At 35.8% G+C, this 25,233-nt stretch carries 23 protein-coding genes; 9 read left to right on the forward strand and 14 right to left on the reverse strand.

Going from position 1 to position 25,233, the window contains the following annotated elements:
* Positions 1-104: 104 nt before the first annotated feature.
* The gene (locus AABK36_RS21345; protein WP_309942138.1) at positions 105-944 is read right to left on the reverse strand and encodes an SDR family NAD(P)-dependent oxidoreductase; all 840 of its coding nucleotides are present in this window, start codon (positions 942-944) and stop codon (positions 105-107) included.
* A gap of 111 nt (positions 945-1,055) precedes the next feature.
* Positions 1,056-1,583, reverse strand: a complete 528-nt coding sequence (locus AABK36_RS21350; RefSeq protein ID WP_309942137.1) for a YceI family protein — start codon at positions 1,581-1,583, stop codon at positions 1,056-1,058.
* Between the two features lie 95 nt (positions 1,584-1,678).
* Between AABK36_RS21350 and AABK36_RS21355 the strand changes: the two genes are divergently transcribed.
* The 5 genes from AABK36_RS21355 (at position 1,679) to AABK36_RS21375 (ending at position 5,615) form a co-directional block, all read left to right on the forward strand.
* Positions 1,679-2,062, forward strand: coding sequence for a MerR family transcriptional regulator (locus AABK36_RS21355; protein ID WP_309942134.1), 384 nt, complete (start codon positions 1,679-1,681; stop codon positions 2,060-2,062).
* A 40-nt stretch (positions 2,063-2,102) separates the two neighbouring features.
* A complete protein-coding gene (locus AABK36_RS21360; protein WP_309942133.1) occupies positions 2,103-2,648 on the forward strand; it encodes a Crp/Fnr family transcriptional regulator in 546 nt (181 codons plus the stop codon).
* Between the two features lie 93 nt (positions 2,649-2,741).
* Positions 2,742-3,326: an NAD(P)H-dependent oxidoreductase gene (locus AABK36_RS21365; RefSeq protein WP_309942130.1), complete on the forward strand. Its 585-nt coding sequence runs from the start codon at positions 2,742-2,744 to the stop codon at positions 3,324-3,326.
* 175 nt (positions 3,327-3,501) lie between these two features.
* The gene (locus tag AABK36_RS21370; RefSeq protein ID WP_309942128.1) at positions 3,502-4,437 is read left to right on the forward strand and encodes an SDR family oxidoreductase; all 936 of its coding nucleotides are present in this window, start codon (positions 3,502-3,504) and stop codon (positions 4,435-4,437) included.
* 77 nt (positions 4,438-4,514) lie between these two features.
* On the forward strand, positions 4,515-5,615 hold the full coding sequence (locus tag AABK36_RS21375) for an alkene reductase (protein WP_309942126.1): 1,101 nt from the start codon (positions 4,515-4,517) through the stop codon (positions 5,613-5,615).
* Between the two features lie 96 nt (positions 5,616-5,711).
* Here AABK36_RS21375 and AABK36_RS21380 read toward each other — a convergent pair whose 3' ends face one another.
* The 5 genes from AABK36_RS21380 to AABK36_RS21400 all read right to left on the reverse strand — a co-directional run bounded on the left by AABK36_RS21380 (position 5,712) and on the right by AABK36_RS21400 (position 11,942).
* Positions 5,712-5,969, reverse strand: coding sequence for a bacteriocin (locus AABK36_RS21380; RefSeq protein WP_309942124.1), 258 nt, complete (start codon positions 5,967-5,969; stop codon positions 5,712-5,714).
* Positions 5,970-6,321: 352 nt separating this feature from the next.
* On the reverse strand, positions 6,322-7,386 hold the full coding sequence (locus AABK36_RS21385; protein ID WP_309942123.1) for a helix-turn-helix domain-containing protein: 1,065 nt from the start codon (positions 7,384-7,386) through the stop codon (positions 6,322-6,324).
* Positions 7,387-7,654: 268 nt separating this feature from the next.
* Positions 7,655-8,833, reverse strand: a complete 1,179-nt coding sequence (hmpA, locus tag AABK36_RS21390) for an NO-inducible flavohemoprotein (RefSeq protein ID WP_309942120.1) — start codon at positions 8,831-8,833, stop codon at positions 7,655-7,657.
* A gap of 199 nt (positions 8,834-9,032) precedes the next feature.
* Positions 9,033-10,874, reverse strand: a complete 1,842-nt coding sequence (locus AABK36_RS21395) for a lipoxygenase family protein (RefSeq protein WP_309942117.1) — start codon at positions 10,872-10,874, stop codon at positions 9,033-9,035.
* A gap of 75 nt (positions 10,875-10,949) precedes the next feature.
* The gene (locus AABK36_RS21400) at positions 10,950-11,942 is read right to left on the reverse strand and encodes a helix-turn-helix domain-containing protein (protein WP_309942113.1); all 993 of its coding nucleotides are present in this window, start codon (positions 11,940-11,942) and stop codon (positions 10,950-10,952) included.
* Positions 11,943-12,081: 139 nt separating this feature from the next.
* Here AABK36_RS21400 and AABK36_RS21405 point away from each other — a divergent pair, with 139 nt between their 5' ends.
* The 3 genes from AABK36_RS21405 to AABK36_RS21415 all read left to right on the forward strand — a co-directional run bounded on the left by AABK36_RS21405 (position 12,082) and on the right by AABK36_RS21415 (position 16,986).
* Positions 12,082-14,391 (forward strand): TonB-dependent receptor, encoded by a 2,310-nt coding sequence (locus AABK36_RS21405; RefSeq protein WP_309942112.1) that lies wholly within the window; start codon positions 12,082-12,084, stop codon positions 14,389-14,391.
* Positions 14,392-14,412: 21 nt separating this feature from the next.
* A complete protein-coding gene (locus AABK36_RS21410; RefSeq protein WP_309942110.1) occupies positions 14,413-15,729 on the forward strand; it encodes a DUF4374 domain-containing protein in 1,317 nt (438 codons plus the stop codon).
* Positions 15,730-15,807: 78 nt separating this feature from the next.
* Entirely contained in the window at positions 15,808-16,986 is a 1,179-nt protein-coding gene (locus AABK36_RS21415) for a PepSY-associated TM helix domain-containing protein (RefSeq protein WP_309942108.1), read from the forward strand.
* A gap of 57 nt (positions 16,987-17,043) precedes the next feature.
* Here the strand turns inward: AABK36_RS21415 and AABK36_RS21420 are convergent, their stop codons facing one another.
* The 5 genes from AABK36_RS21420 to AABK36_RS21440 all read right to left on the reverse strand — a co-directional run bounded on the left by AABK36_RS21420 (position 17,044) and on the right by AABK36_RS21440 (position 20,566).
* A complete protein-coding gene (locus AABK36_RS21420) occupies positions 17,044-17,457 on the reverse strand; it encodes a hypothetical protein (protein ID WP_309942106.1) in 414 nt (137 codons plus the stop codon).
* A gap of 24 nt (positions 17,458-17,481) precedes the next feature.
* Positions 17,482-18,024 carry a YdcF family protein gene (locus AABK36_RS21425; RefSeq protein ID WP_309942104.1) on the reverse strand — a complete coding sequence of 181 codons (543 nt, stop codon included), beginning with the start codon at positions 18,022-18,024 and terminating at the stop codon, positions 17,482-17,484.
* Between the two features lie 197 nt (positions 18,025-18,221).
* Positions 18,222-19,037, reverse strand: a complete 816-nt coding sequence (locus AABK36_RS21430) for an SDR family oxidoreductase (protein ID WP_309942103.1) — start codon at positions 19,035-19,037, stop codon at positions 18,222-18,224.
* 128 nt (positions 19,038-19,165) lie between these two features.
* Positions 19,166-19,999, reverse strand: a complete 834-nt coding sequence (locus tag AABK36_RS21435; protein WP_309942102.1) for an MBL fold metallo-hydrolase — start codon at positions 19,997-19,999, stop codon at positions 19,166-19,168.
* A gap of 159 nt (positions 20,000-20,158) precedes the next feature.
* Positions 20,159-20,566, reverse strand: a complete 408-nt coding sequence (locus tag AABK36_RS21440; protein WP_309942100.1) for a hypothetical protein — start codon at positions 20,564-20,566, stop codon at positions 20,159-20,161.
* 207 nt (positions 20,567-20,773) lie between these two features.
* On the opposite strand from AABK36_RS21440, the gene AABK36_RS21445 reads away from it, so the two are divergent.
* Positions 20,774-21,316, forward strand: a complete 543-nt coding sequence (locus AABK36_RS21445) for a dihydrofolate reductase family protein (RefSeq protein WP_309942098.1) — start codon at positions 20,774-20,776, stop codon at positions 21,314-21,316.
* Between the two features lie 63 nt (positions 21,317-21,379).
* Here AABK36_RS21445 and AABK36_RS21450 read toward each other — a convergent pair whose 3' ends face one another.
* Both AABK36_RS21450 and AABK36_RS21455 read right to left on the reverse strand, forming a co-directional pair.
* The gene (locus AABK36_RS21450) at positions 21,380-21,943 is read right to left on the reverse strand and encodes a hypothetical protein (RefSeq protein ID WP_309942095.1); all 564 of its coding nucleotides are present in this window, start codon (positions 21,941-21,943) and stop codon (positions 21,380-21,382) included.
* A gap of 179 nt (positions 21,944-22,122) precedes the next feature.
* Positions 22,123-25,146 carry a VIT domain-containing protein gene (locus AABK36_RS21455; protein WP_309942093.1) on the reverse strand — a complete coding sequence of 1,008 codons (3,024 nt, stop codon included), beginning with the start codon at positions 25,144-25,146 and terminating at the stop codon, positions 22,123-22,125.
* Between the last annotated feature and the right edge of the window lie 87 nt (positions 25,147-25,233).

A 25,233-nucleotide genomic window follows, 5' to 3' on the forward strand; every position in this document is an offset into this window, starting at 1 on the left:
AACAGATTTAGGTAAATGAGTTGACAAATAGAAAGAGCCTGCATGTAATCAGCAGGCTCTTTAGGCTAGGTTAATGATAGTATTGTCTATGAATTTGAATAATGTCAGTTCATGCTTTCTTTTATATCGATGCCGGTGAATTTTTTTGAAAATTGAAGCAATTCTTTTAAACGGGCTGTTCCATTGGCAATCGATTTTTTTGCTTTTTTCTTCTTGCCCTTGACATAGAATGCGCCTGTTGATTCCGACCTGGGAGTTTGATCGATATTGTCAGCAAGCATTTGGCCTGCTTTTTCAGGTTCTATCATTCCAGCTAATTTTGATAGGAATCTGACAATTGAGGATTGCGATTTGACGGTTTGAGTGTTAACAATGCTAGGATTCCAATGCATGTGGGCAACTTTGCTGGAACTAATGCTCTGCCAATGGTACGCTAACAATGCGCTTCCAACGGAGTTTTGCCATACACTGGTCATGCTGTTATATTTTGGATTGGTCAATTGGTTGAATTTGATTTCACCTACGACAGATCCATTGACATGAATTACCTTGCCAATTCTTGATTTGGCTAGCAAAGGATTCAGCTTGACAGAGAAAATATATCGAGATACATATCCAATTGCAAAAGCCAAATCGATACCGCTTTTCGATAAGGTAGGTTTATTTTGAAATATGCCGGCATTGAGCAATAGCACATCCAAACTTTGATATTGCTGAGTATATTCATGAATGAATGTATCAATTTGCTTCAAGTCAGATAAATCTGTTATGAAAAGCTTGTGTTTACCATTTGGATTCAGTTCGTTCAGTGTTGACAATGTTTCTTCCCCTCTCTTCTTATCGATTCCAAGTACATGTATGGTATAATCTTTTTTAGCTAAAGCGATAGCAGTAGCTTTGCCAATGCCATCCGTTGCTCCGGTAATCAATGCTGTTTTTTCCATCACTTTTATAATTTAATACATTGTTGTTCACATAATCGCAAACTAAATCAAGCTCTCAATGCTCATTGTATTTGGCTAAACTGTTTTGCGATCAAGTATTCCTGTGTGCTTTTATTTTTTAAGCGTGCCAATGATATTTAACTTTACTTCATCTCCGACCATGAATGTTCCATCATCTCCAACCTTGTAATCTTTGCGATTTATAGTGAGTTGGCCGTTAAGCGTGTTTCCATTTTGCTCAAATGGAATTTCAACTTTATTGCTGATTCCATGCATCGTCAAAGTTCCCTTGGCAATATATTGATTATCGATTTTGGCAATTTCATCCGACTTGAAGCAAATTTCAGGATATTTTTCCACATCAAAGAAATCCTCGTTTTTTAAGTGCTCATCTCTTTTCTTGCTTCCTGTATTCACAGTTGCTGGGTCAATGCACACATTGAATGACGAATTTTCTAAATTTTCGGGGTCGAAAGCGACATTGCCATTCATTCCTCCAAATGATCCCTCTACAGTCTTGAATTTCATGTTTTTAATGGAAAACTCGACTTTTGAATTTTCACTGTCAATACTGGATTGCGCTTGAATTTGTAAAGCGCTGAGCATGATCATTGAAACGATGAATAAAACCTTTTTCATTTTGTTTACTTTTTTAATTAGTTCGAATATATTGCAAATATAAACCATGGACTATGGTCAATGGTCAAATGAATTAACACTTTTTTTGAAAAAAAATGAGAATTGGGGAGATAGCGGAAAGAACAAAGGTGTCCAGAGATACAATCAGGCTTTATGAGAGTATGGGGATGTTAATTAGAGTGACAAGGCCTAACAAGTACAATAATTACAAAGACTACGGCGAACAGAACGTGGACAGAATCATTTTTATTAAATTCTTGAAGAAGATGGGACTTTCATTGAAAGAATGCAAGTCTGTTATTGATTCAATTCAAGAAGGAACTTTTGACAAGGCATTCGAAAGAGATTTTCTTGACCGTAAGATAAAAGAATTGAATGAGCAGATTATTGGACTCACAGAATTGCGTGATATGTTGGTCAAGGTATCAGAATCGGGTTGTGATAATCAAGATATATTGGAAATGATTCGCAAGGTTTGATGGTTTTAATTAATTTGTTTTAGAGCATTGAAGATTTGAAATGAGAAAGCCCTTGGATTTTTTTAATTTATTTGTTGCAGGGAATGAAAATCAATTCCAGAGAAAGCAATATAAGGCTAGAGAGCTATTGCTTCAAGAGGGAGAAGTGTCAAAGTATATTTACTATATTGAAAAAGGAGTGTTAAGGCTTTGGTTCAATAATCAAGGCAAGGACGTGACTTTTCAGTTTTTTATAGAGGGGGAATGCTTGAGCTCGTTGGAGAGTTTTCGTTGGGGAGAGCCTAGCATGTACAGCATCGAGACAGTTGAGGCAAGTGAGGTTTTGCTGATGGACAAGCCTACTTTCAAACAATTGATTGAAAGCACTCAGGAAAGAAAGGATGCTGTGGAAGAGCATGTGTATGAAAGAATGGTATGTTTTCAAAAATTGTTTCTTTCTCGTATCAAAGACAGTCCACAGCAGAGATATGAGACGCTATTGAATGAAAAGCCGGAACTCATTCGGAGAATACCTCAACATTATTTGGCTTCTTACTTGGGGGTCACATCTGTTTCATTAAGTCGCATACGCAATAGAAAAGCATGATGATGCAGTTGGTTTGGAGCTTTTCTTAACAATTGTTATCGTTTGAAGGGGTGTAGCTCGCTTACTTTTGCATTGTATCAAATGCAAATAACCATGAAAACATTAATAGTGTATAATCATCCTTATGAAGGCAGTTTTTGCAGAGCGATTTTGGATGCGGTATGCGAGGGGTTGAACAATTCGGGAAAAGAAGTCGATGTTATTGATTTGGACAAGGAAGAATTTGATCCTGTGATGAGAGCAAGTGACCTTAAGGCATTTGTTCAACGAAAACCTATAGATCCAAAGGTATTGGAGTATAAAGCGCGATTGGAATCAGCTGATCATTTGATTTTTATTTTTCCAATTTGGTGGGAGCTGATGCCAGCTTTGACGAAAGGTTTTATTGACAAGGTAATTTTTCCCGGACTTGCTTACGATTACAAAGAGAATGGACTTGGAATGGTGCCTTTGTTGAAAAATCTGAAAAAGGTGACGATGATCACAACTATGAATACGCCAAGCATTGCCTATCAATGGATATTTGGCAACGCAGTCAAAAAAGCTTTATTGACAGGGACTTTTTGGAAAATGGGATACAAAAACCGCAAATGGATAAGCTTTAATATGGTGAAGCAAGTATCGCATCAAAAGCGAGAGCAATGGCTGAATAAACTGGTTCAGCGATTTTCCAAATAATGTTAATAAGCTTTAGGCATGGAGTGAGATCCATGCCTTTGATTTTTATTTTAACAGTCTATTTTTATAATTTATCTTAGTTCATTTTTTGAGATATTTCAAATTTGTTAAAATTCCTATTTGCATAATAAACACTCACAGGCAGGCTCGGTTTAGGTTCAAACTATTAGCCATTATGAGTACAAACAAGGAAGAATACAATGATCTACCGCCATTGAATGATGGGGGATATGCTCATGGCCCCGCAGATTCGTATGATATTCCAAATTATGATTTTGCTGACAAGGTAGCGCTGGTTACTGGAGCAAGCCAAGGCATTGGCAGGCATGTGGCTTTTGCATTGGCAAGATGCGGGGCAAAAGTGATTGTTTCATCCAGATCCCAAGGGGGAGTCGAGACAGTGGATATGATAAGCAATGATGAGTTGTCAAAGAAAGCGGGAGGTCAGGGATATTTCATAAAGTGCGATGTCTCCAAAGAGAACGAAGTGCAAAGCATGGTAAATGAAACTCTGGAAAAATTCGGAGCTTTGCACTTTGCTGTCAACAACGCTGGACATTCTGGAATAAACAACTTGGTGGAGGATCAAAGCGGAGAGAATTTTGACGATGTATTCAACACCAATGTCAAAGGTTCGCTATTTTGCATGAAAGCCGAAATCAAGGCAATGAGAAGAAATGAACCATCTGCTAAACGGAAAAATACTGGCGCTGAGTATGCCGGGCCAGGGACTACGATGAAAAGGAGTGGATATGGTAGAATTGTTAATATTGGCTCTGCAGCTGCCTTTATTGGTTTCCCAAGGGCTGGTATGTACATTGCATCCAAGCATGCGTTAATGGGTTTAACTCAAACTGCCGCGATTGAATTAGCGGCTGATACGGATATTCGAGTAAATATGGTAGTTCCTGGATCTGTAAAAACGCATAACTATGAGCTTTTTACCGAAGGATCGGAAGAGATGAAGGCAGGAATGATTGCGGCTCATTGCACGAAGCAAATTCTCATGCCTGAGGATGTCGTGGGAGCAACTCTGTTTCTATGCTCAGACGCGGCGTTTTTTAGTGTAGGAGCTGCGTTTAACATAGATGGCGGATACATGACCCAGTAAATTTAACTTATAGTTGATTTGCATAATCTTGTTTTGGCAAAAAAGTAGAGCCAGTAATATTAAAGAAAATTTATATCATGAATACAGATATCTTATTCACGCCTTTTGAAAGTGGAAATTTTAAAATGAGCAATAGAATAGCGATGGCGCCAATGACTAGATCAAGAACAGCTCCGGGCGATGTGCCAATCCCTATGATGGCTACTTATTATGCTCAAAGAGCAAGCGCTGGATTGATCATTTCAGAAGGCACACCCGTCTCCGCTGAGGCTAGAGGTTATTCGATGACTCCGGGGATATATACAGCGGAACAAATCGAAGGCTGGAAAATGGTGACCAAAGCTGTGCATGATAAAGGAGGGAAAATATTCGTTCAATTGTGGCATGTTGGTCGAAGAGCTACAACAAGCGTCGCAGGCACAAAGCCGCTTGCTCCATCTGCTTTGAAAGTTGACGATAAGATTTTTGGCCCTCTGGCTGATGGAGGTTATGGAATGATTGAGACTGATATTCCCAAGGCGATGAGTTTAGAAGACATTGAGAGAACTAAAAATGATTTTCTTAACGCTGCTAAAAATGCGATGGAGGCTGGATTTGATGGCATAGAAATTCACGGAGCACATGGTTATTTGTTTGATCAGTTTTTTAGAAGAGACTGCAATGAACGAACCGATAAATATGGAGGGAGCATTGAAAATAGAGCTCGATTAGCCGTGGAAACTGTTGAAATGATAGTGAATGAGATAGGCTCAGATAAAGTAGCGATAAGGATATCTCCATTCCTTGCCGAAGGTACTGGAGGTGTTCATGATGATGAAATGCCTAAATTGGCTCTTTATTTGATGCAAAAACTGAGTCCATTAAGACTTGCTTACCTTCATTTGTCTGAGAATATTTCCAATTTTAAGCATGTTCCAGATTCATTTAGAGTTCAGGCTAGAGAAGCTTATCAACACCCAATAATGGTATGTGGAGATTACACAAAGGAAAGCGGCGCTGAAATTATCAATAAGGATTGGGCGGATTTGGTCGCTTATGGCAGGCCATATATTATTAACCCGGACTTGGTTGAAAGATTCAAGAATAACTATCCGCTAAATGAAATGACGGAAAAAGCGCATAGCCAATTTTATGGAGGAGGAGAAGAAGGCTACACTAATTATTTGCCTTATAGATAAAAGTTGAATAATACCCGAATTGAGTTGCTAAACTATATTTTAGCAACTCAATGATTGTCAATAATACAAATGCTTCAAGATGATATATTTGAATGCTTAAACAGCAAAGCAAGCTTGATATGATCCTGTTCTAAGGTTATAGCATCTATCAGGAGCCTTTGTGTCTTGACACAAATTACCGGACATGTATTGTGTTCCAGAAGGGCATCCTTTTATATCGCAATCAGCTTGTCCGCAGTTTGGTCCAATGCATCCATCTTCACCTGGATCTCCAGTTGCACCTCCGCCTATGATATTCGATAATTGATTTTTGTTAAGTTTTTTCGCTTGTTTGAACGCTGAAAAATTTTTCATTTTGATTGTTTTTTGAGTATAACCCAATTTTCAAGACCATTGGGTTTTAGGTCTATTATTTAAAAATATTTTTAATATAGCACATAGCGTTTTATATTCATTTGGTAGCGTAAATACTTTTAATTGCTAATGCGGTAAATTAGTTTTCTGAGAAAAATTCTGTTATTAATGATTGCTTAAATAGTATTAGTTCAGTGTCTGATTTAACATTGTAGACAGCGATTTTATCAGGAGATTTTGGTTTTATTATCATCCTGAAATTTATTTAATATCAAATTTACAATGATTGAAAATCAATCTAGTTGTGTTATTGTTTATGTAAATTTTGTGAAAATATTTTAATAAAAAGTACTTATTTTGCAATTAGTAGTTCTTCTTTTGAAATCCGAACTTTTTTATTCCGCTTTTTATATTTGGATGGGGTTAAATTCGTGTTGGATTTGAATGTTGTGAAAAAAGTTGATTTGGAATTGAAGCCGCATTCATACCCAATACCTTCAACTGTAAGGTGTTCTTGAGTATCCAATAATATTTTAGCTTCATTGATACGGTATTCGTTTATAAAGTTTATGAAATTGCGTCCCATGTAGTTATTGACTAAATGGGATAGTTCGTAAGGTTGAATATTTATTTCTTTGGCAACATCGCTGACTTTTAAATTTGGATCTTTGTAGCATTTGGAGTTTGCCATATAGTTTTTTAGGTTTTGAATTAAATTCTCGGCATGGCTTTTTTCCCATTTGTTTTTAGAATTCTCAACTTTTGGAGTTTTGAGAATTGCATTTGATTCTTCTATATTATGTTTTTGCATATATAGAATGATTGCGATGAATGAGATTAAAGTAAAGCTTATCGGGCTAAGTATAGTAAAGGAAATAAGAGCTATGCCATAGCTTGCGAATACTCCTATTAGCAATCCAAAGATGATAAATCGAAGTCTACGGACACAGGTAATGGGTTTGTGTTTATAAATACTTGAAATCAATAATCCGCTTTTAAATAAATATATGATAAGAATTGTAAACACTATGTGTTTGAGTCCGGTCTCCCATTGATCGATTTTTGAAGGAATAAGCAGCAATGCGCTTGTCGATACAATGATGATAAGACATGAGATTATGTGGGAGATGCTTTTTGTGCTTAGTTTATTCTTATCATTTGATAGTAGTATGTAAGTAATTACTGTTGAGCAGAAATTTGCCAAAAGACTGATTTTGAGGGTAAATTCAGGGATATGATTATCAAAAAAATACAGGCAGTCAATAGCAGGTTGAATACTTATGAGAAATATACTTAGCCCTGCCAGTTTAAAATGGAAAGAAAGTCTTTTTTTGATAAAAATAAAATAAATGCTGATGGCAAATGAGTTGAAAACTCCAAGTGTGCTGATAAAAAAGAAAATGATTTCTTTTGTCATAGTTTAGTGTTTTGTGAGTGTATTTAATGAAAATATCCATATTCAACGAGGTTTTGCTGAAATGATATATTTAAAATATTAAATAAAAATCACAAAAAATAATAAAAAAGTACCTTTTTAGGCTTTTTTGTCATATGGCAAAAAATCAAATGTTATGTGGCAACATTAAAATCAGAATTTTCATATATTAAAAATAAATGTTATATACTGTCAACTGAGCAGTTTATATAAAGAAAGCGAAATATGCAGCCGCTTTCTTTATTTTTTGTTAAGCAGTGGTTTCGTGTTTGTTTTGCAGCACTTCGGAGGGGCCAAAGAATTCGTAATGAATTTTATTTTCATCGACTCCTAAGTCTTGGAGTATTTGAAGCACATTTTCCATGAATTTCTTTGAGCCGCAAAAGTAAACTTCGGTTTCTTTATTCAATAGAGGCTTGATAACTTCCTTGTTAATACTCCCTTTATGGTCAAAAGAGTCTCCTTCGAGAGGTTCTTCATAGATGATAGTGCTGTCTTTATGCGTTTCAGTTTTGAATGCATGGAGATTGCTATTCTTAGCGCACTGAATGAAATCGACTTTACGTCCTTGTTCTTTCGCTACTTTGTACATGCTGATTAAAGGTGTTATTCCTACTCCTCCGGATATTAATAGGATGGGATGTTTTCCTTTTTTTAGCGTGAATACACCCGCTGGAATGCCTATTTGTATTTTATCTCCGACATTTACATGGTCATGAAGATAGTTTGAAACGATTCCTTTGGGATGATACCCTTCTTTTTTAACACTTATGCGTAGGTATTCTTCGTTTGGAGCGTCAGATAGACTGTAATTTCTGGTATGCAGATGGCCTTCGTCGATTTTAAGGCTAATGGCTATGTATTGTCCTGGAATGAAGTCAGGAATGCCTTTATTGTCATATGGTTTGAGGTAAAAAGATGTTATCGATTCGCTTTCTTTGATTTTTTTGTCGACAATGAACTCCTTAATACCTCTAAAGCCACCTTTTTCTTGTTCTTTGGTGTGGTAAATTTCTTCCTCTCTATTAATCAATATATCAGCTAAAACTCCATAGGCTTCAGCCCAAGCATTTATAATATCATCAGTAGCTGCATCGCCAAGGACTTCTTTGATTGCGGCCAAAAGGTTCTCACCGACAATATCGTACATCTCAGGTGTAATGCTTAAGCTAGTGTGCTTTTGGGCGATGGACTCCACAGTTCCGTTGAGCATTTCCAATTTGTCGATATGTTTGGCGTATTGCAATATCGCATTCGCTAAAACTCTAGGTTGATCGCCTTTGGCTTGATGGGTCATGTTGAAAATGTTCTTCAACTCAGGATGCCTTTCAAACATTCTTTTATAAAAATGTTTAGAAATGGTTTCGCCGTATTTTTCCAAAACAGGAACGGTTGCATGTATGATATCAATGGTTTCTTGTTTGATCATAATAGTTTGATTTGTTGACTGTTAAACAAGCCAAGTGTCAACAGTGTTGAACTTGACTTTGCATTACTAAAAATAACCGCAACAAATCTTCATAGCTTATGATCATAATCATAACAATTGCTTGAAAACTCAAATAAATGAAAGTCTCGCAAGTATTAATTTGCTTTCATCATTGCTTGCGAGACTTAAAAGCTCAATGTCAAGTTTCAATATCCATTGGCCATTGGTGAATTTGCGTTTCTGAAACAGGCATGCTTTTCAAATTGCTATTTTGGGTGTATGCATTCATGAATTCTTTCATACTGGCCCTGAATTGTAGAAGAGCTATATTGTTTGGGGATTGCGGATCTTCTCCAAAAAATAATTGATCTTGTATCCCTTTTACAGGGAGTAGAGAATTGTATGGGGCAGAGTAGATGAAGGTATAATAAAATGTCACCATTTGACCAATAGTCCCTGTGTTGGGCAAGTATTCAAGAAGTTCGTTTGCAGAGATTTCATCATTGGGGTTTGGAATCTCGGATTTTTGCAAACAAGGAGGAAAATTGCCAACAAAAGTTAGAGCCGGGTTTGCGGTGTTTTCCATCCGTGAGATTCCGTGTATGGAAATTCTGTAAAGAAAACTTGTTAACACGCTTTTTAGATTGGCTTTACTATTCATACTTGGAAGCCCCTGCATATTTCCTTCTTTTTTATCGCCGCATGATTTGATCCAGTTTTGGAGTTCTTGGTCATTGATGATATCTTGATCGTTACTATAAGTGTTGTCTACAAATTGATTGGCATATTCACTGACGATTCGCCAGACATCTAGAGCGTAGGCTATGATGGGATATTTATCCCAAGGTGTATTCAAAGAAAAATCTTTTTCGGAAATTCCCAATGATTCCAAAGTATTTGCCGGATCATCGTCGAAAAAATCTCGATTTTTAGCATAGGCATTGCTTAATTCCAAAAACTCGAAAGATGTAGCGATGGAAGTTGGGGGAGCGATTTCTTTCCATAGCAATAACAATACATTGTCAAAACCGATCAATGAGCTTGATTGCGGAGCAAGTAGCTTGTAAATGGGATGTTGAGAGTTTATATTGTCAAACATCGACTGGATCATAGCCGCTGTAACGATATGCCATTGGTAAACATGGCCCGACCAAATTCCGAAAACAGTCACTGAAGTCTTTGCGGCCTGCAAAGCGTAGACCCAAGCTGAGTCTGTGCATTTTCCTAATTCAAAAAACGTGGCATTGGTATTGTCTTTTCCCGAAATATGGATAGCGAATGGAGTAAGTTCCAAGGTGTTTGGGTCTTGTTCCAACCATATGAAACTTGCCGGCGTAAATCTTTCAGAATTATTGACTGTATTTACTTTTAGCATTTTATAAATGCTCATGTCTATTACATAGAGAAGCCCTTTTTCGTAAAGTTGATTCACTTTTTCCGACCAGTGCTCTTTATAATCAGCTTTAAGTTTTTGGATATTTTTTGCGGTTACTTTTTGGGTAATCATCAAGTTGTAGGCAATGCCAAAAGAAGCGATATTGGGAAAAAACTGTTTTGTTGCTTCCTGCGCATTGGTCAGACTACTTGCCCAATGGCTTAGCAGTTCTTTGGACGCATCTCTGTGCGTGTTGCCGTAACTTGACCAAGATATGGAATACTGGCTGGCTTGGTCTAAAGACAAATGAGTTAATGAATCTTCGGGGTCGCAGTCATTTTCATCTAGCTTCAATTTGTTAATGACCAAATCGATGTTTTTTAAAATTGAATCGTTGCTTTGCATCAATTCAGATTGCAATCGTTTTAGTTCGGATTCGCGATGGTCCATAGCTTTGCCACCATATAGAAACGAATACGCATTGGCTGTTTTTCCTTTGATAGTATATTCATTTGAAAGTCCAATCTGTGCTTGCTTGGTTTCTTGAGCTCTTCCTATCAATTTTATGAGTGTAATAGCAGTTTCCTTCAAGTCAAAAGGAATAGCAGGAAGATTGGGAAAAAACAAATGAAGCGGAAGTCGCTTGATGTCTAATTTATTTTCCATTTGAAATTATTGTTTGAGATAGATGCTTTGAAAACTTCAATATTCGTGCTCGAAGCTGGAGTTAAGCATAGACTTTTAGGTGGAAGTCAATAAGTTTTGTTCCAAGTATTGTTTCCTGAATTTATTAGGAGTAAGTCCTTCTATTTTTTTAAATGCGGCAGTAAAGTGCGTTGCGTTTTTATATCCGACTTCTTCCGCAATCTCATATATACTAAGCTCTGAATACATAAGCCTATCTTTAGCATGAAGCATCTTTTTTTCCGTGACATATTGGAAAATTGTTTTGCCAAAAGCGTTTTTAAATTCATTTTTTAATGCGAATTCATTTATGCCTGAGCTTTTCGCAAGCGAGCTTATGGATAGATTTTCGGATAGGTTTTGATCGATTTTATTTTTGATTTGGATTAATTTGCTGACTATTTTACTGCTACGATGTTCATTGTCTAAGTTGTCAGCGTCTCCTTGTTTAAGTTGCAAGACTATTAACTCCAGAACTTTAGCGACGAGAAATATTTTCTTTACTATTCCTACGCACTTATTGGAAAATATAGAAAGCACAATTTTGCTCATTTCCTCATTGAGAGCTGATACTTTTGGTGTGTTGGAGGAAAGCATTGACAAGGGGATTCCATTATTGATGAAAAATTGTTCATCAAATTGAATAACTACCTCTTTATACCTTTTTCCATTAATATAGCTGATATTAATGTTGAGATCTTCTTTATCGACTATGAACACTTCATCTTTTCTAAGCGTTTGCTCTTGATCATTCATGTCCAATACCGCTTCACCGTCGAGCAGGTAGTGCATTTGAAAAAATGATGCATCAGCAGTGACAGAAGTTGTTACATTTTGATTAGCTACTCTCTCTACAACATGGATTGTATGGTATTTAAGAATAAAACTATTTTGATAGCCATTGAAGTATATTGGGTTTAGTTTTGATTTTTTTATGTACAGTTCATTTTCAATTTTTTTATTAGACTTTGTTTCATGAGATATAATGAAATTATTATGCTGTTGTACTATGGTGTCTAAAGAATCCATATTTCGTTCTTTTTTATCCATAAATCGTCATTTTTATTTAGTGGTTTCGGTTAGTTTTGCGATTAATTATTATTTGGATTAGATATAAATAAAAATAACAACGATGCGAATATAGCATATCAGTTTGTATTTAAAAGGATTTTCGAAAGAAAAAATTGAAATGGAGAAATTGCAGAAAACCTTGATCGCTAGCATACTGCTGTGTTTTTGGGGAAGCTTGTCCTGGGCTCAAGCCACGCTAACGGGTAAGGTTTCCAATGATCAAGGCGAGTCGCTGAGCTTTGCGGCTGTCGAAATCAAAGGGCTTTCAAAAGGTGGATACGCTGATGCTCAGGGAAATTATCAAATTGAGGGTATCCCAAATGGCGAATATGAAGTAGAAGCCAGTTTTGTGGGATATGAGCCAATGACAGAAATGGTTAGTTTCCATGGAGCGATGCATTTAGAAATAAATTTCATGCTTAAGCCTGACGCTATGGCATTGGATGCTATTGAGGTTGAGGCAGAGTCAGAAGCCGAGGAAGACAAAAGGATAGGTTATAATGTGGAGTTGCTGAAAACCGATGAATTGAAAAATGTTATTATTGACATTAATCAGATGATTAAAACTCTTCCAGGAGTGGTTATCAGAGAGACTGGAGGAATGGGATCAAGTTTTGATCTTTCTCTTAATGGATTGTCTGGCAATCAAATAAGGTACTTTATAGACGGAGTGCCTATGGAGAATTATGGAGCGTCATTGGCTTTAAACAATTTTCCAGCAACTCTTATAGAGAATATTGAAGTATACAAAGGCGTTGTTCCAATCAAGTTTGGTTCAGATGCGTTAGGTGGAGCGATTAATATTGTTACTGATAATTCACCAGGGACTTTATTGGATGCATCTTATACCTTTGGATCTTTCAATACACATCAGGGAGCTATAAATGGAAAAGTCTCCAAGCCGGATAAGGGTTATTTTGTGAAACTGTATTCCTACTTCAACTATTCCGATAATAATTACAAAATGTATGACATGCCCTTGGAAGATGATTTGGGCAATGTTGGAGATTCTGGAGATTTTGATCGATTTCATTCAGCATATACTTCGGGAATGGTGAATGTCAAAGTGGGTTTGATCGAGAAAAAATACGCTGATGAATTATCAATAGGCTTGTTGAGAGCTGATTATAAAAAAGAATTACAGCATTCAGAATACTTTATAACAAAGCCTTATCATTCTTTTCATGGAAAAGGCAATAGCAATGTCGCATCTATGTATTACAAGAAGAGCTTTGATAGATTTTACGTATCGGCTTTTGCAAATTATGGATTGGTGGAAGACTCTTTTGTTGATACTAGCGGGTATCAAGTTAATTGGCAAAATCAAGTGATTGATACTTTAGCCGATGCCGAGTATTTCGAGAATAAGACTTTGTATACGATCACTGACAAAATGTTAAGAGCTAATCAGTATTTGGTTTATGATATTAATTCAAATCATAAGGTTCAGCTTAATTTCAGCCAAAATCAAATAATAAGGACTGGAAAAGACGACATAAATGAATTTAACACTAGTTTTAATGAACCAAGCCAAGTAAACAAACATGTGCTTGGAGTATCATATTTGATCAGTAATAATAAAGGTTCTTTGAGTGCTGAATTATTCGGGAAGCAATATTGGTATGATACAAAATTGAATTTTACAGATAATGATGTTGTTAATAATATAAGCTCATCAGATAAAATGTCTGGCTATGGTGTGACTGGTGGTTGGGATATTATTGATGATTTGATGTTGAAAGCATCATTTGAAAAAGCTTATAGAGTCCCTGAGGGATATGAATTTTTAGGTGATGGACTTTTTGTGAATCCAAATTTGGAATTAGAGCCCGAACAAAGTTACAATTATAATTTGGAGCTTAATTATCGGTTGTTTGTTTCAAAGTTCAATTTCCAATGGGCTTTGAATGGTTATTGGAGAGAAACTTCGAATTTAATCAGGCTTTTAGCTCCTAATCCTGTGAATACTCGGTATGTGAATTTGGATGCTGTTACCACGAAAGGAATTGAACTAAGCTTTAATTTGAATTATGCAAAGAGCTTAAGTTTAACTGCCAATTTGACTAATCAAAAGATGGATTACGCTTCTGGAGCAAGCGTGGAAAATGAACCATTGTTTTTCAGCAATGTGGTTGCCCGATATAATTTATTTTCAAAAAGGATAGACAAGAATCTGGTTATTCAATGGCAGACAGCTCATACGCAAGAATTTTTTTTAAGCCAACCTGAAAATGGGAATCAAGGCAAAAAGGTAGTTCCGAGCCAAATTATGCATTCAGCGAGTATTGACTATTCATTTTTATCAGGTAAATATAATATTTCCATTGTTTGCAACAATGTGTTTGATGCATTGGCTTATGATAATTTCAAGGTGCAAAAGCCGGGAAGGGCACTTTATATTAAATGTAGATACTTAATCAAAAAATAACATATTATAACCAATAAACTAATGAAAAAGCTAAACCTAATATTTTTGTTCGCATTGTCTTGCATGTTAACATTCACAGCATGTAACAATGGTGAATCTGACGAGCCTACACCGACGCCTACACCAACTCCAGAACCGGAGCCAGAACCAGATCCAGAGTTATTGGAATGGGGTGTTTATTTAAAACTTGACGCGGAAAGAGATCCTGCTGAAACGGAATATTTGATTGGTGGAATTGACTTGATGGAAGGCGAGATTACTGCTGAAGGAAAAGGATATGAATTCTTAGGGTGGAATTTCGTTAGATCAGTTGATAAAACTGTATTTGTGTCTGGCTATGGAGATAATATTTGCAGGTCATACACACTAGCGGATGATGATAAATTTGTTGAAAATGGAGGTTCATTCATTTTCGATAATGCGATAGAGATTTTCGGTCATACTAGCGACAATAAAACGATGCTTGCTATTGAAACGAACAGACAAGGTTTTGATAATAGTCTTTTGTATTTTGTTGATGCTAAGACAGGGAATGTGACTAAAAAAGTAAGTTTAGAAATTTATACTGATCAGGAAAAAGATCAAAAATCTTTGCCGTCAGCATTGGTGGTTAGAGGAGATAAGTTATATGTTCCTTTTCATGTTGTGGATGCTACGGGAGGTTATTCATATCCTGATCCAAATAATGCTTATGTAGCTGTTTACCCTTATCCTGATGTTACCGCTACTCCTGAAAAGATTATTTCGGATAATAGAACGTCAAATATTGGTACGAATGGCTTTACTACAGGTTTGATTTTGGCGGATGATGAGAATTTGTATTCTTACTCATGCGGAACTCTTTCAAGTGGATTCGCTCCTGCCTCGACAAATCCATCAGGTATTTTGAGAATTAATAACGCAACCAATGATTTTGATGAGAACTATTTCATTAATACTGAAGAAGTGGCTGGTGGTCAAATTTTCTGGATGGATTATGTAGGTGACAATAAAGTATTAGCGAGAGTTTTAGTTGATGATCACCTGTATAGTGATATTACTCAAGTAAATGAGCAAGGAGCGCCAATTTATGCTTGGGCTGCATATGGCAGGTCAATTTTTCACCAGAAGTTGGTTATTATTGATTTAGTTGCGCAAACATCAACGGATGTTAAGGACGTTCCTTTGCATGCTAAACGTTACACTTCTCCATTGTTGGTGGATGAAGGTAAAGCATATGTAAGTGTGGAAACTGCACAAGACGCTTATGTTTATCAAATTGATGTTGAGACAGCGACAGCTGTGAAAGGTGCCAAAATCAATGGCAAAACAATCAAGGGATTTTTTAAACTTAGATAATTTAACGCAATGAAATCAGACATTGGGGCCTTATGTGGTGTTGGGCTCCAATGCTGATTTCTTTTATTTTTGGAGGAAATGTTGACTAAAGAAATGGCCAAGGATAAGAAGTCCAAGGTTAAAAAACGTTCGAAAAAAAACTGGTACAATTGGCATTTGTACTTGGGATTGATCACCGGTGTGGTGGTCTTTGTTGTTTCTGTGACAGGTTGTTGCTGGGCTTTCAAAGAGGAAATAGAATCTTTGGATGCTTGGCATTTATCGGTTAAAGAGGAGAGCAAACCTTTTATCGCAGCAACGAAAGCTAAAGAAATTGCATTGACTGCATTGCCGGGCAGGCATATACATGGGATTATCTATGGAGACAAGTCGCAAAGTTTGGAAGTGGTTTTTTATGAGGAAGAACCTGAGTTTTACCATAGCGTGTATTTGAATCCCTATTCTGGTGAGGTAATCAGAGTTAAGGATCATTTCAAGGGATTTTTCGCATTTGTATTGAAAGGTCATACCAGATTATGGCTTCCGAAGGATATTGGTGAGAATATTATCGCTTTGTCCACTTTGATATTTTTGTCAATGGTGATTAGCGGTATAGTACTCTGGTGGCCAAAGAATAAGAAAGGTCTGAAACAACGACTTGTTTTTCTTTGGAAATCAACGACTAAGTGGAAGAGAAAGAACTTTGATTTGCATACCATCATCGGGTTTTATGCTTCTTCATTGGCTTTTGCTCTTGCATTTACGGGGTGTGTTATGGCTTATGGATGGTTTTATTTTATAGTATTCAAGGCTACTGGCGGCGATAAAAATCCGCGTTTTGTCTACCCTGAAAATATTTCAAAAGCAGGAGTGCCAGTCAAGCCGATTGATGAATTAGTGCCAATATTGATGGATAGGTATTCTGAGGCGAAGTCTTATGAATTGCATTTTCCAGAAAATGACACAACGGGAATTCTGGTTGAAATGGCTAATAGCGATGGTTTGCATTACGATATGGATTATAGATTTTATGACCAAAGAACTCTTGAAGAATTAAGCACGAATAGCATTTATGGAGCGTATGAAAATGCTGATTTTGCCGATAAAGTTATTCGCATGAACTATGATATACATATAGGTGCTATAGGCGGTTTGGCAGGGAAAATCATCGCTTTTATCGCAAGTTTATTGGCTGCAAGTTTGCCTGTCACAGGTTTTTTGATGTATTGGGGGAGGAAGAAAAAGCCTGCCAAACAAAGGAAAATGGCAACGGCCTGAAGAATGTTTGTTTGAATCGATTGTAAAAACCGTCTTGGGCAACTGGGATGGTTTTTTCTAATAAGCTTCATCGTTGTTTATATAAAATACGTTTTGGCTAGTATCATCGGGAATAAGCTTGCTGTCTGAAAAGTAGTATATTGAGTCCATAAAGTCATTTTTCTCATCTAAATCAAAATGATAATAGCCATTGTTTTTTGTCCATGAGCCTTTTATCGCTCCCTTGGATTGGCTGCAACCATGGTACCTTAAGGTCAATGATCCATTTTTAAATAAGGTTAATGTTTCCCCATATAGCCCAAATCTGCCATGATAGGATGCTAGTACTTTTTCCTGAGTATTTTTTAAAGTAATATATAATAGAGAAACAATGGATATCGTCACTAATGAGATGATGAATGTAATTGAAATGATTCGATAGGATGGTTTGGAACTTGAATGCGATGATTTGATTTTGCGGTTATAGAGCATGTATGATTTTCATTTGATTTATCTTTAATTGTGTCCAGTTGCTTCTCCAAGAGAAAAAAATATCGTTTCATATATTAATGACTTTGCTTTTGGCACAAATGACCGATACATTGTGCTAGGGGTAGGAGATGGCTGGCATTTAATCTTTAAGTTTTTCGCAAGCTCTATGGATCGTTTCATATGCAATGGGTCAGAAATAACTAATGCTGATGTTAGATTAAGAGAATCCATGATTGCTTTGGTTTCAATTAGATTCTCAATAGTATATTTTGAATGTTTTTCAATAAGAATATCTTTATCCAAGATGCCATTGTTTATTAAATAATCTCGTGCAATTTCACTGTCTGATCGTTTTTGATTTTTGTCGATTCCTCCTGTGAGTATGATGTAGTTTACACTTTTTTTTCTTAGCAAGTACATGCTGTGGTTAAGTCGCTCTTTGAAAATTGGTGATACTTTACCTTTAGTAGTGCCGGCTCCCAAGACTATCGCTGCATCGCTTTTTGTTTCAGAATATCTAAAAGAGAATTTATATATTTCAACACCGTTAATTGTTAGTTTTAGCATGACAAGGCTTATACAAATGAAGCTGATTATTTTAAGTTGTTTTGATTTAATAAGCTTCATGTTTCATCATCAATAAAAAATCTTCTCATATCTGTATAATCTTTAATATAAGAAGATTTTTTTATTAATATAAGGTTTCTTGAACTATGTAATATTGCGAATGGCTATTACTTGTGTGTTTTCAAGATTTGAAAGGGTTAATCACCAAGAGTTTGTTTTCTTATTCCTTCAACAAATACTTCATCTCCAGCTTGTCTACGCTGTTTGAATAGTTCTTCAGCATCAGCTCCTGCAAGATATCTCAGTCTATTGGATGGGTCATTTGCCGCTTCGAATATTTTTTCAGCAACTAATGTCGCAGGGCTTGAGCCTTGATTCATGGAAACCATGGCTTTATTGAATTTCTCGATGGTTTTGTCATAAGCAGTCAGGCCTTCTTGCTTGGCCCAATCCAGCGATCTTCCTTGAAAATCTGTTTCAATAACTCCCGGCTCAACGATTTTCACTCGAATTCCAATATCAGAAAGTTCAAACGAGAGCGCTTCTGAAAATCCTTCAACAGCCCATTTGGTGCCGTGGTAAGCACTGACTAAAGGAAAAGTGATAAGTCCTCCTATGGAAGCGATATTGATAAAGAGTCCTTGATTGTTTTCTCTAAAGTGAGGTAGAAAAACTTTGATGACATTCATTGTTCCGAATACATTTGTTTCGAATTGACGTCTGATTTGCTCATCGGTGGATGCTTCAAATGGCCCCCAAAGCCCATATCCAGCATTGTTGAGCACCACATCTACTTTATTGAAGTCTTTAAGAATATCGTCTTTGGCTTTGTTGATGCTTTCAATATTCGTGACATCCAATGGGTAAAGCTTTATGTTTTCTACAGCGGAAAGTTCATTATCTTTGGAAGGTGTACGCATAGTAGCTGCAACATTCCAACCGTTTTGTGCAAAATGTTTTGCTGTGGCTTTTCCAATACCTGAAGACGCGCCTGTGATTACAATCGTTTTCATAGCTTTTAAATTTGACTAGGTTACTATTTCAATTACTAGTCAAAGTTGCATGAGCGATTATTGTTTTGTTTAAATATTAAAAGTCCGCAAAGAGTATGCGGACTTTCAGTTGATAGGAGGTTAATGGGTTAAAGTTTGATTTTTTCTCCATCACTTGGAGTATGAATGATTAGGTTTTGCTCTTGGGCTTTAGCTTGAATCTCTTTTCTAGTAACAGTGCAATGATCTAGGGACTCCATATGTGTAGCGATTATAGTTGCTTTAGGAGCCATTTTGGCTAAATCTATAGTCGCTTGAGCATCCATTAGAATAGTTTCATTCATAAATATCGCACCTCCAGAATTCGTGATTATTATGTCAGGTTGATAACGGTTGATATTTTCTTTGATTTCATTATCAAACAAGCAGTCACCGATAATGTAAATTGTAGGATGATTTTCTGCTTTCAATACAAAGCCGGAAACTTTGCCAAGCATATCTTTCACGTTTTCAGGACCATGAACTCCCGTAGTTCTGATGATTTGAATACCTGCGAATTCGGCTGATGAGTTAACAATATGCACTTGATTGAAGTTAGCGTCTTTCACCAGCTTTTCATCAGAAGGTTGAATATAAATTGGCAAGTCTTTATCAAGAACCTCCATAGCTTTGGCATCAAAATGGTCAAGATGCGAGTGTGTAAGCAAAATCATATCTGTTCCCTTTATCACATCTTCGATAGAGAAGGGCAAATCCACAGTAGGGTTCAAATTTTTATTTTCCTTTACAAATGACATGAAACTGTTTTTAGCTCCAAGCATAGGATCAAGTAGAATCGTTTTGCCTGCGTAGTCGATTTTTAAAGTAGCGTTTCTGATATGCTGTATCATGATTTTTTCGTTTGTGTTTTCTTTAGCGATTAAATTATGTAGTCCGCAAAATATTGCGAAGATGATTATAAGCGTTGCCTTAGTACTTTTCATAGTCTTTCATTTTCTGACAATGCAAATGTCCGAAGAAGTAAAGGTTATGCTTATACCATTGCGTATCGATTAACTACCATTTTGATAAAGATCAAATCAGAAGGTATATACAGCTAGTATTATGAAGGATGTTTGCTAAAAAAGCTAATGCTGGATGACTCAATTGCTTGTCCAAATAGTGTAATACATTAGTTTTGAATTGCAATACGGGCAGTGGTTATTTTTGAATTTTCTTTTTATTCGATCTGTAATTATTTTTGATTTTCTATGATAGAGAGTGCCAATATATAGCTCTGGATCGGCGATTGTCCCTGACTTGATGATATGATTGCAATTTTTACAGGTTAAAATCATTATCTCAATTCTTATGAATTCATCTTTTATTTTCAATAATTGGTAAGGAAACCACTCTTTTTTGTCTAAAATAATTACTTCGCCTAAGGCAAAATATATCTCCTTGTGCTTTAGACTGTTTTTAATATATTTCGTTTCGATTAATTTTAGTAATAATGGACTGGATGTAACAGGAATGGTTTTAAAATAGCCATTTTTTTGATGCTTTTCCATTTTTCATTAGATATAATATATAAGGACTGGCCGTCAATATCCATATTTATGTTACAGTTAGTGTTGGATTACTAATAAAGTAATGATGATTGTTGTTTCTTGCAATTTATTATGCAGAATTTCTTGTTTAAAAGGAGAGCGACAGTATTTATGAATCAATATGTTGTAAAATAAAACTCTGGAACAGTTCTTTGAGTTCAAGTGATAATGGAAAGATGCAACAAGATATATATAGCTACAAGTCTGGATGGATTTATAGCGGATAGAAATGGTGGATTGGATTGGCTTCATAATATTCCTAATCCTGAAAATTCGGACTTTGGTTTTTCCGAATTTATAAGCGAGGTAGATGCTATTGTAATGGGGAGAAACACCTTTGAGACTGTCTGCAAGTTTGATGTGGCATGGCCTTACACGGTCCCTGTCTTTGTCATGAGTAGCACGATGAGCGAGATTCCCATGCCATTTCGTGATAAAGCCGAACTTGTTTGGGGCAAGCCTGTAGAAATTATGGAGATGTTGAATGGCAGAGGCTTGAATCGATTGTATATAGACGGAGGTATTACAATACAGAATTTTTTAGCGAATGACCTAATTGATGAAATGACGGTCACCACGATACCAGTTTTATTGGGAGATGGGGCACCTTTGTTCAGCGATTTGGAAAAGCCTCTCGATTTCGAGTTGGAAAAATCTGAAGTTATTCTAGGCCAATTGGTGAAGACAAAATATTTGAGAAGGAGAGGTTGATTGAAAGTAAGCGAATGATATCGAAAATCCCGCTTGAGTTGTTTTTCGATATCATTACCTTTTTTATAAGCTTCTTTTTTGCAATACTAATGTGACTTTGTTAAAGTCGGCAGCAGAATTGATAACTTTTCTGTAACCTTGATAAAGTTCTTTTGGAATATGCAGTTCATAATAAATTTCATCAATGGTAATAATTAACTGATTATTTTCATACGTGTAGTCCGATTTGAATATAGCGAGAGTTTTTCCTTGGTCTTCGAGTTTGTTGTCAATTTTGATGCTTTCAAGACCTTTGCATTCATAACCTTCAGGTATGTTTAGCGTCAGTGTATGCTGATATTGTTTAGTAGAAATATTGTGTATGTCGTTTTGTCTTTCTTTTTCATCATACATTTCGTTTTGTCGGCCAATCACTTTTCCAATGGATATTAGATAATCATTCCCAATTTTTTGAACTAAAGAATTGCTATGAATCTCAGCGAATATTCTAAAGTAGTTTTCAGGGTCATTGGAAAGGTGAAGTTCGTTATCGACATATTTGGCGTTCAAGATTTCAGCATCTTCAATAGCTGAAGCGAGAATCCTTTGTTTCAATTCAGCTTCTCTCTCCAGCTGGTAAGCACCCACAATTTATTGGGTGTTTTTCGCCATCTAAAAGTAAAAGTGGAAAGTATAATTTTTAATTACTATACAAATCAAAGTTGATGGAAAATATGGATATGTTCAGCTTTATTTAATGTCAGATTATCAGAGCTTTATAATTAATAACTGGCAGTAATATTTTGCCAGTTATTATTGTTTTTAGATTAAATCGAGTCAGGCTTGAAAGCCAATTCAGCGATTTTTAAGGTTTTCTTGCCAGTTTCTAATTGAGCGGTACTTTGCTCTTTTTTCTCATTACTGCGTCCATAGTTGGTATACATGGTTGCGGATACTGTTACTGGACCAGTGATTCTTTGTCTAGATTCGCTGTAATAATTTATTTCAACAATATAGTTTCCTGAAATTGCTTGTTTGATCAAAAATTCTTCGGGACCATATCCTTGAGTAAAATCCTTGCTGATTTTGCCTTTGATTTTTGTTGTTGTGTTTTTGTAATAACACTTTTCATTTCGTGGATCTGTCACCCACAGATCAATATCATTGTCGTTGCTGCTCCAGTCAATCACAATTTTTATGTCTACCGGCATTTCTTTTATAAGAGATGAGTCTAATCTGCTCGTGTCAATACTATCTTTGTGGAGAGTTATTAAATGATTGATTTCGGTAAGTACAACTTCTTTGATTGGCTCAAATCTTCCCCATTCTTTATTTAGTATCATGGCAAAATGATCAAATGCAGCTTGATAATCACCTGATTCCTCAAGACACAAAGCTAGATCTCGATAAGATTGAGGCTCTTCAGGTCGTAACTTTAATATTTCTTTATACAACTCTATGGCGAAAGAATATTGCTGCGCTTGCCTAAAACGTCTTGCTGTTGTTTTTAATAGCTCCGGATTTTCAAGATCCATTTCGACGATGTTGGAAAGAATTTCACTTGCTCGTTGACTCTTGCCTTGTAGAAAATACCAATCTGCTACTTGAATGAAAAACGCAGGACGCTTAAGGTTTTGCATTTTTAGGCTATAGTATATGGATTCAAGATTTTCATCAGAGGCATTTTTGATAAAAGATAGATATTCCGCGTTCGATTCCCATGGCAGTAATTTAATAGAAGATTTATTGGAAATATTTTCTTTTGTTTTTAAATATCCAGCTCTACCGCTATTATTTCTCATTCTTATTGAATTAGAACTATTATTTGAAAACTCCTCTACAGCTTCTTCCTCCATGGGAGCCTCTTCAAGTATAACCTCTTCAAGTTCGGAATCTTCTTCTATTTCAATATCAAAGTCAACCTCGATTTCTTCCTCTCTTTCATCATTTGAAAAATTAACAGGAGGGGGAGGGGGTTGAGTAGTTTGTGGAATATCTATGACTTCTTCCAAGTCGCTATCCATTTGAAAATTAGTTTTTTTCTTTTGAGAAATTTTTGTATTGTCATACCAATAAGATAGTTTATTCATGTAGTTTTGGGAGAAGGCAAGTACTTGTTCATGAGATACCTTGGCAGGTATTGGTTTTCGCTTTAACATTCGATAATAAGCTTCTTGCATGCTTGGTGGAGGTACAATTTCATGCGTAACATAATCTCTAAGATTATCCAGCACGATAAATGAAGTTCCTTTGCTTAGTATGCTATGTTTTTTGCTCAGATTTAAAATCTCAGATCTGTTTGTCTCATAATTCATCGATAATTCATCCAGTTTTCCAGAAGCCCAAGCTCTTTTGGCCCAATGATGTTTTTTAGCTTTCTTAGCACTGATGGCTATGGTTTTTGTTTGGGTGATTCTTCCATCTTTGCCAAAATTCAAAATTAGCATGGCTTCTTCTCCAATCATTTTACCGGTTATGAAGATTTCTTTGTCTACTACATAAGGTGTTTTAGGGTATATTTCAACTGCATTTCCATTTTTAACTTTGATGTTTATTAGTTTTTCCTTGGAGACATTTAACTCATTTATGGCTTGATCAATATCTTGGGTATGCAAATCTATAAATCGACCATCGCTTTCTTTTGAAACACGTTTTAATAAACTATAATTGCTTCCCAGAGATGAAACTATTGTATGAATAGGAATCAAACTAATTTCATTCTTGACGAGGGGGTGATATATTTTATCTTTGCCTATAGTATTGATGCCATCTGAAAATAAAAGAATTTCATCGTATTTATAATCTTTTATTGTTGAAAAGATATTGTCAATTTGGGTAGCTCCGTCATATTCGAGCGAATTTACCTTTTCCATGATGTTATCATGGTTATTATGCAATTTAAAAGTAGTTATGTATTTTGAATAAATATTAAATGAGTATAAGTCAATTTTTGCTTTGGGATTATATTTTGAAATCATTTGCAGATACTGACTCAGAAATTCTTTTTCCTTGAGCTTTTGGTCATTGTTTGCAGAAGATGAAATATCCCAATAAATAGCTATACGGTTTGGGGTTGGCTTTAAGGAAGTGGACAGTTCGGGAATAGATGTTTGTAATTGAAAAAATGTGATTCCTTGTTCTTCATGAGTAAATAAATGAAATTTGTCATGATCCAGTTTGGGTAGAGCGAATGTAATGGCCTCTGATGGGATGTAATTGTTTCTCTCAAATTTGTATATAGAAGAGTTGTGTTGCTTGTCAAAGGAGAAGTTTTGATGATTAATTTTATCATTAACTTCAAGGTTCTTGTTAAGAACATTTACATTCAGCTTGAAATTTCCTATAGATTGGTCGCTATTAAGTGGAAGTGTGTATTTTAAATGGTTATTTTTTGTAGACAGGTTTTCCGACCACGCGATGACTACTCTTTTTGTGCCATTTGCGGGTATCGGATAAATTTGTGTTTTGAAGATATTGCCTTTGGTAATTTGAATAATGCCAGGGTCAATTTTTCGTCTTACAATGGTTTCGTATGTTTGACGAGCTTTTACTTTTTCGATCACTACGCCTTCCCTCAGTTCGCCATTGATATCAAGCGCATATCTGCATATTTCCTGATCAGCTTTCAAGGGTAAAACAAAGTCGCCTTCGAGGATCAAGTTGGTATGATTAGCAAAAAGCATATCGCAAGTTGTTACTGCGATATTGCCAATGATTTCGACACTGACATGCATTCTTTGTATTTCCAGATTTGTTTTTTTGCCATTTTCAGAGACTTTTAATGTCGGGGTTTGTGCAACTAAAGTCACGGATAATGACATGAGGAAAAATAACAAAAAATAGTTTCTCATATAAATATAATTTCAAAGTAGTAATAGTATTTAAAAAGTCATTTTTGGTTATTTTGATAACGATATAAGCTTGATATATTGTATTTA

It is taken from the genome of Aureibacter tunicatorum, assembly GCF_036492635.1.
Lineage (GTDB): Bacteria > Bacteroidota > Bacteroidia > Cytophagales > Cyclobacteriaceae > Aureibacter > Aureibacter tunicatorum.